This window comes from Methylomonas sp. LL1, assembly GCF_015711015.1.
Lineage (GTDB): Bacteria > Pseudomonadota > Gammaproteobacteria > Methylococcales > Methylomonadaceae > Methylomonas.
Genome location: NZ_CP064653.1, coordinates 2,829,521 through 2,845,764 on the forward strand (window position 1 = coordinate 2,829,521; position 16,244 = coordinate 2,845,764).

Consider the following 16,244-nt stretch of genomic DNA (forward strand, 5'->3'; position numbering starts at 1 on the left):
AATCACGAGCCATAGGAGCATTCGATGTCGATCTACACAATCCCCCAAATTACTCTGCAAACGATGCCGCGTTTCCGGCCTGATCTTTCAGGTTGGCTGGATGCCGCGGCCAACTTCGGTTTGGTGATGCCGCTGGGCGCCGCCAGCGCGGTGTCGCTGGTGCCGCTGGTTGCTACCGGACAGGTTTCCCCGCCGTTGGCGCTAGCGGCCTTTTTGTGCGTCTATTCGAGCTATCTGATCGATCACCTGAGCGATGTCGGGCGGCTGGACGCCGGGCTGGCGTCGTCCCGGACAAAAACACTCGCCCGCATTTCGCTATTCAGGGGCCTAGGTCTCTGCGCTTATCTACTGTCGATGTGGTTGACGCTAAACTGCGCCGGTCTAAACGCGGCCATGATCCTGCTGTGTTTCCCTTTATCCGTGACCTTATATGCGACCCCGCTATTCGGCCGTTTGACGCGCGGCCTGTTCGGCTACCGGCGGTTCAAGGACATACCCGGCTTCAAGTCGATTTATACGGCATTTTTCTGGGGCTTGTTGATGGTCTATGCCGCCGTTTTCGTCGGTGGCACCGAGCCGCATATCGTCGGTTTTTTCTTCACATACATGCTGTTGTCCGATGTCGTCAATACGGTGTTTTGCGATTACAAGGATCTGGAACGGGACCGCGCCGAAGGCGTACTCACCTGGGTGACCATGCTCGGTCCGGCGCGTACCACTCGCTTGCTGAAACAAATCAACATTGCCGCCTTCGGATTGCTGATGCTGGCCGTCGCCGCGCACTGGATGCCGCACTGGTTGCTGGCGTTGGGAGCGGTTCATCTATATGTCCATGCCGTGATCGGCCAAGGCCATGCCATCACCGTTAACGGCGGTAATCCAGGCGATGCGCTGATGGATGCCGCGCTCGTTTTGTGGTTGCCGTTTGCCCTGCTGGGCATATTCATCGGCCAATAAGCACACACAGGAGGAAATGCTATGTCTACACAGGAATCTTGGTGGTTTACCCTATCGGGTTCGGCTTCGGCTCTGCTATGGATCGTCGCCTACGGGCTGATTATTCGGCGCGGTTTCAAGGACCGCAGCTACGGCATGCCGTTCGCTCCGTTATGCGTGAATATGTCTTATGAGCTGATTTTCGGCTTTGTGTATCCCGATCAGCCGCCCATGAACTACGCAAACCAGGTTTGGTTCGCGATCGATTTGATCATTTTCTACCAGTTTATCCGTTTCGGAAAAAGCGAGTTCGAACGGCTGTTCCCGCGCGCCTGGTTCCTGCCTGCCGTGAGCTTGAGCGTGTTGCTGGCGTTCGGCGGCGTGCTTGCCGTGACGCTGGAGTTTCACGATTTCCACGGTAACTACACCGGTTGGGGCGATCAATTGCTGATTTCAATATCGTTCATCTGGTTGTTGGCGCGGCGCGGCAGCGTCGCCGGACAGTCGGTGTATATTGCGCTGTCGCGTATGCTGGGCTCGATCGTGCTAATTCCGGGACAGATGATCCAGGGGCCGGCGGATTCGGTACTGCTTGGTTTTATTTATGTGAGTTTCGCGACACTCGATGCGATCTACATCGCGCTGCTGATCCGCCAATGCCGCCTGGAAGGCATCAATCCCTGGCGGCGGCTGTGATGGGTGAAGCGCCAATTCGCCGAGGGTATTGTCATCGAAGCAGGATACGGCATGAATAATCGAGCAAACATCTGCCCCGGTTGCTTGCGCTATCGCCTCGCTTGCAAAGCTTCGGCGATTTCCAGGCGCAGGATCCGGCGTTGGTCAACATTGCCTAGGCTGTCTTCCAGATAGCTGATGCGTAGCGGCAAGCCGTCGCTCAGATCCAGCGGCGGCATTTCTACGTTGCGAAAACCCGGCTGGGCATGGTCGCGGTAATAGCCGAACAACACGCCATCGACGGTGAAATTTTCCCACATCACGGATTCCGCGCCAGCGAGGTCTTTATCGGCTCTCCGCCTCCAATAGCCGCACAGCATACCTTCGGCGACTTTGACTCGTCCGCTTTGCAGCGCCTCCAATAACCGTTGCCTTTCCCAGCATGGCGATGCAGAGAAATAAGCCGCGGCCAACAACATGGCGACACCGAGCCAGGCCAGCCAAAGCCGGCGCCGATACCCGAACAGCGCCGCCATGACCGCCGCCGCCAGCCAGGCAACCGCCAGCCACCAACCGCCGTCCGCACCGGACTCGTTGCCTAAATCGTAAATCAACCGATAGGAACCCATCGCCTCCGCCCCATCCAACAGAATTGAAGCGATAGACCGCACCGCTTCCCCGGCCGGCGATAATACCGGAGAAGCGTATACAGATGACTTACAGATCGAAAAAAAACTTACTTTTTGGAAGGATTTGTAACTTGGCTACGGGAAACAGACGTTCGAATTCTAGGATTGCATTCCGAAAAGAGCCCCTCCTTGCAGTCCGAGGCTATCCTCGCCCTCCTATCCGACATTTAAGCTTGGCTTCAACGCAAAGCCGCTCTATCCGTTTACGCGCCTCGGCCAGCCACGGCAGGCCGGTTTCATGGGGGAGAAATTCACCATTGGGCGGCAGCGGGCAACGGGAGACATCGGCGCAAAAACACTCGCCAGTCGCAGCCATGGTTTCGATGACCGCAACGTCGCACCAACACCGGCTCGGATCGAGACTAACCCGGCCATCGCGGACGCTCAGGCAGTCTTCGCCGAGCAGGCCGCGCAGGCGGTGCAAATTGGTATGCAAGGCTCGTTTCGCGGCATCGCCGTCGGCATCGGGCCACAGCGCATCGGCCAAGACCTCCTGGCCGACGTCCCTGCAACCGAAGCCGATCAAGGCCTTTAGCAACTCCAACGGCTTGACCGGTGCCCGGCTGGCGGAAAATGCCAAAGGCTTGCCGTCGAGTCGGATTTCGAAGCGTCCCAGCGTCTGAATACGCACCGGCCACGGCCAGCCGTCGGCCTGTAATGGCGGCCGCTCCGGCAATAAATCGTGCCTTCGAATCAGGCCCTCGACGTAATCCAGAGCCACGCCCCGCGCCAATGTGGCGACGCAATAGCGGGCCAAGACCGGCCGCTGCCAGTGGATGCCGTAACAATTCGCCAGACCGTAACGCTTGCCGAACGCAAAAAACTCGGCGAGCGCACGCGACATTACATCTTCGTCGCCAAGGCTCTCGGCCAATTCCAGTTCGGCGAACAATACATCCCAATGGGCGACGACCGAGCCGCATCCCGGCGCGGCCGCCTTGGCTTTGTTCATGGCCGCCAACGCGCCGGCCGCATCCTGTTCGGCCTGACAACGCCAAACCGCCGCCAACAAGGCATACGAGGCGCAGGACAGAATTTCGGTGCGCGCGGCGTAGCGCTCGACTTCGCTCGCGGCATCGACGACCGCGGCATCGTCGCGCCTGGCCCTGGCTTCCAGCAGGCGCAGGAAATGATATTGATAAGCATCGTAGCCGCGAGGCATCGCCATGTAGGGCAATAGCGCCGCCAGCGCGTCGGCCGCGCCCTTGCGGTCACCGGCATAGGCCGGAATCAACACGGCCTGTAACTTGAAATAACAATCGAGAATGCGCACGCCACTGGTTTCGGCGAAACTCAGCGCGCGGCACAAGACTTGTTCGAGGCCGGCCATGTCGGCAGCCAACCAGTAGTGGAAGGCGTGCATGGTTTCCCACATCAAACGCACCAGCGGCGGCGTTGCTTCCCCCAGGCTGTCGGCGGCGAAACGCGCCGCCAGGCGTTCGGCGCGCAAATTATCGCCGCGAACGCCCAACCAATACATCAACAGATTCGATGCGGCGGCAACCTTGAGTTGAGGATCGCGAATGCCCGGCGTCAAGTCTTCCAAGCGCGCCGCGATGCCCTCCAGACCCGGCGTATCGGGATGGCGCAAGGTGGGCAGGAACAACGAAAAGGTCAACACGCCGGCTTCCAGTTCCGGATTCGGAAAAGCCGGGAAGCGCTCGCGCAACGCCGGCAGGACGGCCAGCCAAGGATCGGCGGCGGCAATACCCTCGAAAGCGAAGATGAAGCTGGCGCCAATCGCGATCCACGCCGAATAACAACCCGCGGCATCGTCCGCTACATCGAAGCCGGCGAACGCCATGGCGTAAAAGCGCCGTGCTTCCTCGGGGTTAATCGGCAAGCGGCAGGCGCCTTGAAAATAGCGTAGCCAGGGGCGACGGTCGAGTTCCGTTTCCGGCAAGGCCGCCAACCAGGCCGCAAGACCGGCGATCCGCCCGGCGGCGTGTAGTGTCGGCGCCAATACCAACAGCGCATCGGCCATCGCCGCCCAATCCTCGATCGCTAAAAACCGTTCGATACCGGCTTCGAAATCGCCATGCGCGCACAAGATCGAGGCCGTCCGCGCGGTAAGCTCGCGCCAACGGCTGGAAGCATAGTGACGGCTGGCGCGGGTCAGCAGAAACTCGCGAAACAGGGGATGGAATTCGTAACAACCGCTGCCCCGATGGTAAACCGTAAACAGATTGCGCCTGGCCAGATCCGCCAGCAAATTCTCGGCGTCGGCGCGCCCGGTCAATTCGGCGGCACTGTCCGGGCGGATTTCTCCCAGCAAGGCGCATAACATCAAAAACTCAGGCAATTCCGCTTCCAAGCCGGCCAGAATTTCGGCGGCAAAAAAATCGAACAACAAGGGATCGTCGGCAAGTCGATTTCCACCCTCGATGTCACCGTGTTCCAGCGCCAAGACCAAGCCTGCCGCCCAGCCGCCGACGCGCCGGTTGAGCAGTGCGGCCCGATCGTCGTTCATGGCGTGGCCGAGACGATTTGCCGCCAACCTCCTGCATTCGTCGTCGTCCAGACGCAGGTCTTGCCAGCCGAGTAACGAAACTTCGCCGCTCAGCCTCATCCTCGCCCATTCCGCCGGCGGTTCGTTGCGGCTGACGACGATGACCTGGGCGTTGGCCGGTGTTTCTTCCAAGCCATGGCGCAGCAAAACGTGTAAGGCCGCGTTGGCCGGCAAGTCATGGTAATCGTCCAGCACCAGCAAACGGCAATCCGTCTGCCACAGGCGGCGGAAGAAATTACGGGCGAACACCGGCAGCCCCAAGGCATATTCAGGCGTCAACAACGGCAAAGCTTCGTCGTCGGACATAAACCTGCCGGCGGCCAGACTTAGATAGGCAAAAAATGCCGCCGGTTCGGCATCGCCGGCATCGATGTGGTACCACAAGGCCGATTTGCCGCGCGCCTTCAACCAGCTGGAAACCAGCGAGGTCTTGCCGGAACCCGCTGGCGCGGCGATCCAGACCAGACGTGCTCCACTATCCAATTTTGCGAACAGGCGCGGGCGCGGCAGACAGCGTTCGGCCGACGGCGGGGTCAGTTTAAAAGGCAGAGTGTTGGCGGTTAACAGATTCATGGACTTATCGTAACAGTTCTTGCGCTAGCATTTTCAGTCGCCCGCGTCATCGGGAAAGTATCACTGCTGTTCGTTTCGATTCGGTTTCCGCCGCGTTGCTTTGGTTTCACCGCCCCGGAGAATTGTTTCAATTGTTGCAATCGCTGACTTAGCGGAAATTTACCGGGATAATGGAGTGCCATCCCCCTTTATACGAGACTTTGGCCATGACATCCCTACCCCGACTGCTGTTTGTCGACGATGAACAGGACCTGAGAGAAATCGCGTCCGAATATTTCGGCACCCAATACAGCGTGGAAACCGCCAAGAATGCCGCGGCCGCGCGTATCGCAGTGGAACGCAACAAACCCGACCTGGCGATACTGGACATCCGCATGCCAGGCGAGGACGGGCTATCGCTGGCCAAATGGCTGCGTGTCCAGCACCCTGAAATCGGCATTATCATGCTGACCACCGCCGCCGATGTAGTCGATCGAATCATCGGTCTGGAAATGGGCGCCGACGATTATGTCGCTAAACCCTTCGATCTGCGCGAACTGGCGGCACGGGTCAAGAGCGTGTTGCGCCGGGTCGCCGACCGGGCCGAGGCCACCTCCCAACCCAAGACGGCCGGCAAACAAGTCGCCCTGGGCCGCTGCATGCTGGACTTGCGAGAACACCGCCTGTACGGTGCCGACGGCAACGAAATCGCCATAACCGCGATGGAATACGACTTGCTGAAAGTCTTCGTCGAACATCCCAACAAGGTACTCAACCGCGACCGCATCATGGAACTGGCCCACCATCGCGGCTGGGACGTATTCGACCGTTCGGTCGATCTGCGCATCATGCGCCTGAGGCGAAAAATCGAATCCGACCCGGAAAAGCCCGAGCTCTTGAAAACCGTGCGCGGTACCGGCTATATGCTGGTGCAATCGTGACTTGGCTGGAGCTTGATTGCGCCGAGCCCGATTGCCGGCTGGAAAACCGTTACCGCAAACTCAGCATCCTGATCGCGCTACCGATGTTCGTCTTGGTGGCGATACTGGCGGGAGTGGAATACTGGTTACTGCGCGCACACACCCTGCAAAGTCTGGCCGAAAAAAACGCTGCGGTAGCTCAGGAGCTGGAAACGCTGATCCGCCGTAGCGGCGATCATCTGCGCCGCATGCAAACGGCTTACACCGATAGTTCGCCGGCTGTTAACGGTGAACTGCACCGTCATTTCGCCGCTTCCGGACCGGAAGGCCTTTACAGTCTGAACAGTCTGCCGCCGGCATTGCAAGACCAGACCGGCCAACTGCTCTGGCGCGGCGGGTCGGCGGATCAGGGCAAAATGATTTTGGCGGGTTTCGAGGCGTTTTCGCGGCTCTGCCGTTTTGATCATGCTACCGAACCGGGATTTTCGCATTCCTATTGGCTGGCGGCCAACGGCGATTTTTTTGGCGTTTATCCCTGGCAGCCCTCAAACGAGGCGCTAGCATGGTCCGGCTTCTCCATCAATAACCAAGGGTCTGCCGCATTGACAGGCGAACTGTTCCGCAAGGCATTGCCTGACCGTAATTTCAACGGTCAGAACTTCTGGCTATCGCCTCGCCCGTCCGGCGGCCCATCGGCGACATTACTCCATGCCGCGCCGGTGCTGGCCAGCGCCAAATTGGCCGCCGTCGTCGCCGTGGATTGGCCGCTGACCGAAGTACAATCCGCCTTGAAGCGCTGGTCTTCACCGATCGGCCGGCTGCTGATTCTGGATGAAAACACCTATCTGTTGGCCGACAGCGCCGGCATGAAGGCCGGCAGCATCTTGCAGTTGCCTCAACTCAAGCTGCCCGGACTCGACCGCAGCCAGATCGACGCAGGACTGGCGGCCGGAAAGCCCCTCGCCACTCGTGGCGGCGTGTTGATGGCGCGTGACGTAAGCGGCGCGCCGTGGCATTTGGTCACACTGGTGGACGAAGGCGAATTGGCCGGCTTGCTATGGCCGCAGCTGTTGCCCTATGCACTGATATTACTAGCCTTGGGCGCTACGTTATCACTGTCTTTATTTGCGTTGCGCCGCGAGTTTATTACCCCGGCTTTGTCGTTGGTGACCTATTTGCAACAACTGGCCCGCGACCCCAAATCTAGCGAGCCTTCGGTACCGAAATTGTGGCAACCCTGGGTGAAGGTAATCAGCCACACCTTCACCTCGCACCGCTCGGCCTTACAGCAATTGCGGGCCGGCGAGGCTTTCAAGTCGGCGATCGTCGAAAACTCGATGCTGGCGGTGATTTCGATGGATCAACAAGGCATGGTCATGGAATTCAACCGGGCAGCGGAACAGGTTTTCGGCATCAGCGCCGAACAGGCACTGGGCGCCGATTTGGCCGACTTGATCATCCCCGAACGCTACCGGGCCGCGCACCGCGCCGGTTTGCAACGGCATATCGAAACCGGGCGCTCCAAGGTCATCGGCGCGCATCTGGCCTTGAGCGCCCTGCATGCGGACGGTCACGAATTTCCGATCGAATTGACGATTTTCGTGACCCCGGTCGGCCAGCAAAGCTTTTTTACCGCCTTCGTCGCCGACCATACTCAGCGCAAGCAAGCGGAAGAAGAGGTCGCCCGCCAACGCGAAGCCTTGCGGCAAAGCGAAAAACTATCGGCGATGGGCGCACTACTGGCCGGCGTCGCGCATGAGTTGAACAATCCGCTAGCAATATTGATGGGTCGCGCTGCCTTGCTGGAGGATAAAACCCAAGACTCCGAATTGCAGAACGACGCCGCGCGCATCCGTGCCGCCGCCGACCGCTGCGGCCGCATCGTCAAAACCTTTTTGTCGATGGCTAGGCAAAAGCCGGCCGAACGCAAATGGACTCTGCTGAACGAGGTCGCCACCGGCGCAGTGGAATTGCTGGGCTACGGTCTACGTTCGGCGGGGATAGATCTGACGCTGGAACTGGACCCGGATTTAGCACCGGTAGAGATGGACTCCGACCAAATTGGCCAAGTACTGGTCAATCTGGTGGTCAATGCCCAGCAAGCCTTGTCTTCGGCCGTCCCTACCCCCCGCTTGCGATTGCAAACCGGCCAGGAAGCCGACGGCCAATTCCTGCGCGTGGCAGACAATGGACCGGGCGTGCCGCAGGAACTGTGCGAGCGGATTTTCGACCCGTTTTTCACCACCAAATCGGAGGGCACGGGCACCGGCATCGGCCTATCGGTGAGCCGGGCGATTTTGCGCGAACACGGCGGCGAATTGGTGTTGGAAAAAACCGGTTTAGGCGCCTCGTTCTTGCTAAGACTACCGATCAATGAGCGTCGTGCCAGGCCACGCGGCGCTAAATCGGCAAACGAACGGGAAGAGATCTGCCACGAAGGTATGGCACTGGTCGTCGATGACGAACCGGAAGTCGCCGCTGTGCTGGCCGATATTTTGCGCTCGGCGGGTTACGAAGTCCATGTCGCATCAAGCGGCAATCAGGCCATGCAATGGCTGGAACAAAACCGCTGTAACCTGCTGTTTTCCGATGTGCGCATGCCGGACATGGACGGCATCACGCTGTGGCGAACTTTGCGCGACCGCCACCCGGAACTGGTCAAGCATATGGCCTTGGTCACCGGCGACACGTTGTCCGCCAACATTGCGCCGCTGATTGCCGAAACCGGACTACCGTGCCTGGAAAAGCCGTTCCTACCGGAGGAAATCTTGCAATTGGCCGCGCGGATCGAAGTTTGACCGCTGTGAATTCAATCTAATCATTAAGCCTCCTTGGCATGATAAAAATGCCTATAAGACCTTTCTACGCCTTACGTCCGGTAAATGCCCGCGCTATTACTTATACTTCATCGACAAGGAAGCCGGCCCGTGTCCTTCCGTTTGCAGTTTTACTGCAATGAACAGTCGTGGCTTGAAACCGGAACCGACATGCTCAACTGATTATTTTAGGATTGTTGGGGGCCGACTTACTGGAGAGTCGAAATGTTTGCATTGAAACACCGGCACATCTGACCCGGCGCCATAACCCGAATAAACCGTGCAAGGCAAACCGGCTACGCCATTTGCCGCCCCAAACACTGGACACGCTCTATCTGTATCGTTCAGGTTGATTTCAGGGGCAATTTTAGACATTTCCGTAGCAGAGACTAATAAGTTAATCTATTTCCGCAATTAAACACTAGGACAAGTTCAACTTTGAAACCCCTTAGCAATCATTAGCATGGAGTGAACTATCATGACCGAATGGCACCAAGGTGACGCAGAAATGGCCATCACCCTCACGCGCGAGCGATTAAATCGGGCAATGGATTACAAATCCAAATACGACGCCGATGAACATAACCTGTGCCTGGCACTGATCCTGTTTAAGGATGGAAGTTCGGACGTACTAGCCGCCTATTCCAATGATAGCGCCATTCCCGAATCCATCCGGCTTGGATTAAATTTGATACCTAATTTGTATGCAGCCCTACCCAAAAATGAACGTTTCGGCTGCGACGGTATGGCGCAGTACCACACCGAACCGAAACTACTAAACTACCTTTGCGCCAACCCAAGCCTGCATCAAAACACCTTCCCCTCTCCCGCACCTAAGAGTTTTTATAGATCCATACTGGCCGGGCAGCGTGAGCAGGCTTCCAGACAGGCGCGGATGATGAAGCGAACCGAGGATATTGCCTCTCTCACCTTAGTCACCGAAATCGATTGCTGTCCGACTTGCACGGCACACTCAATTAACCGCTTTCGAGCACTGTTTCCCAACACGCCGCTTCATACGATAGAGCTTGGCAAGAAGGTAGCCGAAAAGAGCCCACCTCAACTCAAAGAGGTAAAGATCACAAAGATGAAAACCAATCTGAAAAAATAGGGGACGAAAATGTGGCTTAACTACTCGCTTCGCTGGGCGGGTTATTCAATCCGCACAAATCTCTTTATCGCTTTCGAGACCGTTAAAACGTTCAGGCCGGTTGTAAACCCCGGCCTGCTCAATCGTATCTCATCACGCACCTTATCGCATTAGCTTGGCTTATAGCCATCTTACCCGACGATTAGCAAGGCAATATAAGGTACGAGGTTGAATAGAAAAATTCCGATTTTGTAAATTGCCATTCCGGAATAATGGATGGCGTCGAATTTCTCAATTGACAAATGAAACCAGCGTCCGTGCAACCGAAGTAGCCAATCGTGAGCGGTTATAAATAATAAAGCCCAAAAAAGCAGCAGACCGTAGTTTATGACGGTACACCACAAAAGGGCATCATGCACTAATTCAATGTTCATGCGCGGCACTCCAGGGTTGCCTCAAAAAGCAACTGGATGCTATCGATAACGAGCAAAAACAGCAAATCGAATCCTAGTGCGGATAAAAAAGTCTATATACCAATAGCGCGTTCGCCACTCATTCACCGCTACGGCCGGACCAGCGGGACAGCAGTTCCGGGTAGGCGCGCAAGGATTGTTTGATTGCCACGATGTCGAAGCAATCGACTTCCGCCTGCAATTGAGCGGCAAAATCCACCACAACCGTCAGCGCATATTGCCGGCCGATTGCCGACAGATTGGCGGCGAACGCTTGGATTTCGGTCATGTCATTGTTGCCGGCAATCTGTTTACATTGATCGGCCAGCTTTTCCAGCGACCCCATGGCCAGCGGCAAGGCTTGCAACTCTGCCGGCGACAGTTGCGGCGAATCGTCAACGGCCGCTGCTTCCTCAATAATTTCATACGGCAGGAAGCGTTTCAATTCGGCGATTAAATCGGCTTTTAATACCGGCTTCCTTAAATAGCCGTCGAAATGCACGCTTTTGGCGCGCTCGTATTCGTCTTGCATCACAGAGGCGGTCAAGGCGATGATGGGGGTCCCGGAAAAGGTCTTGATGCGTTCCGCCGCCTGATAGCCATCCAGCACCGGCATGCGGATATCCATCAGCACTAAGTCGATGCCGCCTTGCGTGACCTTGTCTATGGCTTGCTGGCCGTTTTCCGCCTCCGACACCGATAACGGGCTGCCGACAAAGCATTCCCGCAGCAAGCCGCGGTTGTCCTCAATGTCGTCGACCACCAAGACACTGGCCGGGTAAAACTGGATGTGTTCGTCAGGCTGTTCGGTTTCAGGCTCGCGTGCCAGGCTGGAGACATCCACATCTTTTAGATGCAGGGTAAAGGTCGAGCCCCTGCCCTGCTCGCTGACCAGGGAGATTTCGCCACCCATCATCTCGGTCAAACGCTTACTGATGGCCAAGCCCAAACCGGTACCACCATACTTACGAACGTCTTGGCCTTCCAACTGCTCGAATTCCTGGAAAATTTGTTGCTGTTGATCAGGAGAAATGCCGATACCGCTATCCTCGACATCGATATACAAGTCCAGCTTGCTGCGAATGACGTCTTCATTGCCGACTCTGGCCCGCAAACAAATATGGCCGCGCTCGGTAAATTTGACGGCATTGCCGATCAGATTCAGCAGGATTTGCCGCAGCCGGGTGGCGTCCAGCAACAGATTTTCCGGGATGCGCGGATCGATATCCAGCATAAAATCCAGATTTCGCTCCCGCATTTTCATCATGAAAATTTGCCCCAGTTCGTTGAACAGGCCATGCGGATTACAGATGCTTTTATCGATACGCAACTTGCCGGCCTCAATCTTCGACAAATCCAGAATGTCGTTAATCAGCGCCAATAAATTGTGTCCGGCGCTTTGTATGGTTTTGACGAAAGATTTCAGCCGGTCTTCCTTGACCTGCTCGTTCAGCAACTCGGTAAAACCGATAATAGCGTTCAAGGGGGTACGGATTTCGTGGCTCATATTGGCCAGAAACTGCGACTTGGCCCGGTTGGCGTTTTCCGCCTGCAGCTTGGCTTTTTGCAAGGCGGCTTCGGTGTGTTTGCGCTGGGTAATATCCCAGTTGACCCCGGTGATTTTCAGCAAATGCGTATCGGTTTCGACACTGCAGGCGCCACTGTAGATGCTACGGATTTCGCCATCGGGGCGGACGGCGCGAAATTCGATGTGATCCTCGCAACGCTCGGCTTGCAGTTTTTCCATCGAATCGAGCAGCAAGACCCTGTCGTCCGCATGCACGTAGTCCAGCCAGGTATCAAAATCCAGTGGCTGGTTTGTGGGTATGCCGTACAGTTCGAACATTTTGGCATCGAAAATCAGCCGTTGCGGTTCGGTGATATCCAGTTCCCAGACCCCTAGCGACGCCACACCGGCCGCCAAGGCAAAACGTTGGTTCAACAAGCGCACCTGCTGCTCGCTTTGCTTGCGGCGGGCGATTTCCTTGCTGAGCTTGCGGTTCCAGGCAAAAATCAGCAGCAAGGCCAGCAGAAACGCGCCGACGACCTTCACCAATAACACGTAATCGGTCCTGGCGGCAAAACGTTCCTTCCCCCAATGATCGCTGATGGTTTGCCGTTCGTTTTGGTTAATCGAGTCCAGGGCCCGGTTGAACAGGTCGACCAGCAGCGGGTAATCCTTGCGGATGCCGAAACCCAGTTGGGTCATAAATTCGGTTTTGCCGACGATGCGCACGTTATTGATGCCCTGCTCGCCGATATGGTAGCTAGCCTGCGCCAAGGTACACAGCAAGGCGTCGACCTGGCCGGTCGACACCGCCGTCAAACCGGCTTGCACTGTATCGACATTTTGAAACCGGATGTCCGGATAGGCCTGAAAGATGGCCGGGTTATAACCATAATCCTTGATCACCGCCAAACGGCGCTGTTTGATTTGGCCGATACTGTCGACATAGTCCTCGTTGTCGCGCATCACGATAACCACCGGGCTGCTCAAGTAGGCCTGGGTAAACGCCAGCCGCGCGGTCAATTCGGAATCCACCGTCTCCGATAACACATCAATCTCGCCGTTTTTGGCTTTATCGACGGCTTCCCGCCAGGTGCGAACCGGGACGATATCGAAGCGAATACCAAGTTTTTGCGCGATCAGCTGTAAATATTCGTCAACGATACCGATGTAGCGGCCATTATTATCGAAGGCTTCATAAGGCAACCAGTTCGGGTCGCCGCTGAAACGAATCAGCGGATGTTCCGCCAGCCACTGCCGCTCGGCGGGGTTGAGTTCTAAAACCTCATTAGGGCGTTCGGTATAGCCCAGCCAGCGGTCGTTCAGGTTTTGCAGTTCCTTGGGCGGAATTGCCAACAGGGCTTTTTGCACAACGGACAGCAGCAGCGGTTTGTCGCTCGCGACCGCCATCTGCAACTTGCGTATCTCGCCGGATGGCAGCGGTTTGAAGGGGTGGATGGAACTGATGCTATTTTGTTTCAACAAATAATTCATCACCGGATAGGTCTCGAGCAACACATCGGCCTTGCGCTCGAGCACCGCCTGAATCGCCGCCATTAAATGTTCGGTTTCCAGAATTTTCAGCGTCGGAAAGTGTTGTTTGACCTCATCGATTTGGGCAAAACCCTTGGGAATGGCGATGGTTTTGCCGCTCAAATCCGCCAGATTCCGAGCCTTTACGGATTCGTGAATAAAAAAATACGCCAGGATTTGTTGATACGGTTCGGTAAAGTCGAGATAGGCGTCGCGTTCGGCGGAATAAAAAAGCGCCGGCAACAAATCGATCTCGCCGACCTTGGTTTGGGCCAGCAATGTGTCCCAATTGTCGATTCTGGCCTGAAATACCAGGCCACTTTGCTGGCTGATCAGTTGCAATAGATCCGCGCTGAATCCGCTATGCTTGCCCTGTTCATCGACAAAATCGTAGGGCGGCCAGTCTTTCTCCGCGCCGTATACCACCACGGGATGCTCGCGCAGCCAGGCTTTTTCCTCGTCACTCAACTGCAGCGACATGGCGGCGTCCCGCACGCTGGGCTGATAAAAAAAACCGTTGTCGACGTTATTGGTTTCGCTAAATCCCAGCCTGCGGTAATACTCCGCCGCCAACCGATAGCGATCCGGCTCGATAGCGCCGAGCGGCACCCATTCCGGAATCATCATCTGACGGGTGGCGCTGGCTTCGTAACGCAAATGCGCTTCCGACAGGCTGTTGGTGTAGCGTTTTCCGATCAATTCGATCATGCGTTCCGGATGCGCCAGCGCATATTGCCAGCCCTTGATGGTGGCACGGTGCAGTGCGGCAACCCGCTTCGGATGTTCGGCCAATTCTTTTTCGGTGGTGAAAAGATTGTCGCCGTAAAAATCGATGCCGTAGTTTTGCGGCTCGATGATGTTGATCTCTATGCCTTGCTCCCGCATCAGAAAAGGTTGCGAGGTCGAATAGGCGGACACCACGTCGACATCGCCAGCGATAAACGCCTGATACACGTTGTTGCCGAATTCAACTCGCTCGAATTTGTCCAAGGCACCCAGCGTTTTCAGCAGCAGAGCGTTTAACGAGGCATCGCCTTGATTGGTGGTGTTGAAAGCCAGTTTTTTGCCCGCCATTTCGTAAGGGCTGACGATGCCGGATTCGCGGCGGGCAATGAAAACCAGTGGTGAATGCTGAAAAAATTGATTGACCAGCACCACCGGCTCGCCCTTCAAGCGGTAAATCAGCAGGCTACTATCGGAAACCCCGTATTCGGATTCGCCGCGTAACACCTGCTCCACAAAATCCCGCTTAAAATCGATTTCCTTTAGCGTGACATCCAGGCCTTCGTCGCGAAAATAGCCTTGCTCGATGGCGGCATAATAGCCGGCGAATTGAAAACTGTGTTGCCATTTGAGCTGAATGCTGATTTTGTCGAGTTCGGCGGCGGCTGGCCAGGCGGGAAGCAACAGCCAGGCTAGTATCAGCAATCGAAATAACAGCGGGCAATTGGCGGTAGCGGTTTTTATAGCATTTAACCGGATATACAACACGGACTCCCGTCGCCGGGCTCATTTGGATTGGGTTATGGCAATGAATTCGTCCAAATGGGCTTGAAAAATATCCACCAATTCCGGGTCGAACTGGGTTTCGCGGTGTTCGATGATGTAGTTGACCGCAGTGTCGATATCCCAGGCCTCCTTGTAGTGGCGCTTATGGGTCAGAGCATCGAACACATCGGCCAAGGCCACGATGCGACCGTAAATATGAATCTCCGGCCCTTTTAAACCGCGGGGATAGCCTTTGCCGTTCCATTTTTCGTGATGTTCGTGGGCAATAATGGCGGCGGCCTTGATTAATTTGCGGTTGGAATGGGAGAGTAATTGGTAGGCGTTGGAGGTGTGATGCTTCATCATCACAAACTCCTCCTCGGTATAGCGTCCAGCCTTGTGCAAAATTTCCAGTGGAATGGTCATTTTGCCGATGTCGTGCATCGGCGAGGCGTGGTAGAGAATCTCCATGTCTTCTTCATTCAAACAGGGATGGTATTTTGCCAGCAAGGCCGAATTTTCCGCCACTCGCTTGATGTGCTTGCCGGTCTCGTCCGAGGTGGATTCCATCAATTCGGCCAGGATGAAAATCATCTCCTTCTGGCTGTCTTCCAGTTCCGACAGCAGGCGAACCTTTTCGAAATTGGCCTTGGCGGATAGGTCCAGATTGTGTTTTAACAGCAACTGCTTGGCATGATACAGCTCCAGATGTGTTTTAACTCTGACCAGTAGTTCGTTGGCATGAAACGGTTTGGTGATGTAGTCGACGCCGCCCAGGTCGAAGCCCTTGGTCACCGAATCCACGTCGACCTTGGCGGTTAAAAAAATCACCGGAATTTCCCGGATGGCGGGGTTGGCTTTCAGTTGCTGGCACACCTCGTAACCATTGAGGTTGGGCATCATGATGTCCAGCAGTATCAGATCGAAACTCTGAGGCTCCTGCTCAATCAAGCGCAGCGCTTCAGCGCCGGTGCTTGCAAAGGAAAATTGGTAATTTCCCTCCTTGAGGATGTTCATCGCCACCCGTATGTTATCGACAACGTCATCGACAATTAGAATGCGGCTGTTTCTTAACAT

The 16,244-nt window shown here is 56.1% G+C and carries 10 protein-coding genes; 5 read left to right on the plus strand and 5 right to left on the minus strand.

All coding sequences use genetic code 11. From position 1 onward, the window contains the following. The first annotated feature begins 24 nt into the window (after positions 1-24). Both IVG45_RS13150 and IVG45_RS13155 read left to right on the plus strand, forming a co-directional pair. Entirely contained in the window at positions 25-957 is a 933-nt protein-coding gene (locus tag IVG45_RS13150) for a hypothetical protein (protein WP_196434264.1), read from the plus strand. Positions 958-978: 21 nt separating this feature from the next. Next, positions 979-1,632, plus strand: coding sequence for a transmembrane-type terpene cyclase (locus IVG45_RS13155; protein WP_196434265.1), 654 nt, complete (start codon positions 979-981; stop codon positions 1,630-1,632). A gap of 89 nt (positions 1,633-1,721) precedes the next feature. Here IVG45_RS13155 and IVG45_RS13160 read toward each other — a convergent pair whose 3' ends face one another. Both IVG45_RS13160 and IVG45_RS13165 read right to left on the minus strand, forming a co-directional pair. After that, positions 1,722-2,282, minus strand: a complete 561-nt coding sequence (locus IVG45_RS13160) for a hypothetical protein (RefSeq protein WP_196434266.1) — start codon at positions 2,280-2,282, stop codon at positions 1,722-1,724. A gap of 160 nt (positions 2,283-2,442) precedes the next feature. Beyond that, positions 2,443-5,382, minus strand: a complete 2,940-nt coding sequence (locus IVG45_RS13165) for a hypothetical protein (protein ID WP_196434267.1) — start codon at positions 5,380-5,382, stop codon at positions 2,443-2,445. A 206-nt stretch (positions 5,383-5,588) separates the two neighbouring features. On the opposite strand from IVG45_RS13165, the gene IVG45_RS13170 reads away from it, so the two are divergent. The 3 genes from IVG45_RS13170 (at position 5,589) to IVG45_RS13180 (ending at position 10,208) form a co-directional block, all read left to right on the plus strand. Beyond that, on the plus strand, positions 5,589-6,302 hold the full coding sequence (locus IVG45_RS13170) for a response regulator (protein WP_230874585.1): 714 nt from the start codon (positions 5,589-5,591) through the stop codon (positions 6,300-6,302). Continuing rightward, positions 6,299-9,079 (plus strand): hybrid sensor histidine kinase/response regulator, encoded by a 2,781-nt coding sequence (locus IVG45_RS13175; RefSeq protein ID WP_196434269.1) that lies wholly within the window; start codon positions 6,299-6,301, stop codon positions 9,077-9,079. Before IVG45_RS13170 ends, IVG45_RS13175 begins: the two co-directional genes overlap by 4 nt. A gap of 496 nt (positions 9,080-9,575) precedes the next feature. Next, a complete protein-coding gene (locus IVG45_RS13180; RefSeq protein WP_196434270.1) occupies positions 9,576-10,208 on the plus strand; it encodes a hypothetical protein in 633 nt (210 codons plus the stop codon). Positions 10,209-10,378: 170 nt separating this feature from the next. Here IVG45_RS13180 and IVG45_RS13185 read toward each other — a convergent pair whose 3' ends face one another. The 3 genes from IVG45_RS13185 to IVG45_RS13195 form a co-directional block, all read right to left on the minus strand. Beyond that, positions 10,379-10,621, minus strand: coding sequence for a DUF6868 family protein (locus IVG45_RS13185; protein WP_196434271.1), 243 nt, complete (start codon positions 10,619-10,621; stop codon positions 10,379-10,381). A 118-nt stretch (positions 10,622-10,739) separates the two neighbouring features. After that, positions 10,740-15,167 (minus strand): ABC transporter substrate-binding protein, encoded by a 4,428-nt coding sequence (locus IVG45_RS13190; RefSeq protein WP_196434272.1) that lies wholly within the window; start codon positions 15,165-15,167, stop codon positions 10,740-10,742. A 21-nt stretch (positions 15,168-15,188) separates the two neighbouring features. Further along, positions 15,189-16,244 (minus strand): response regulator, encoded by a 1,056-nt coding sequence (locus IVG45_RS13195; protein WP_196434273.1) that lies wholly within the window; start codon positions 16,242-16,244, stop codon positions 15,189-15,191.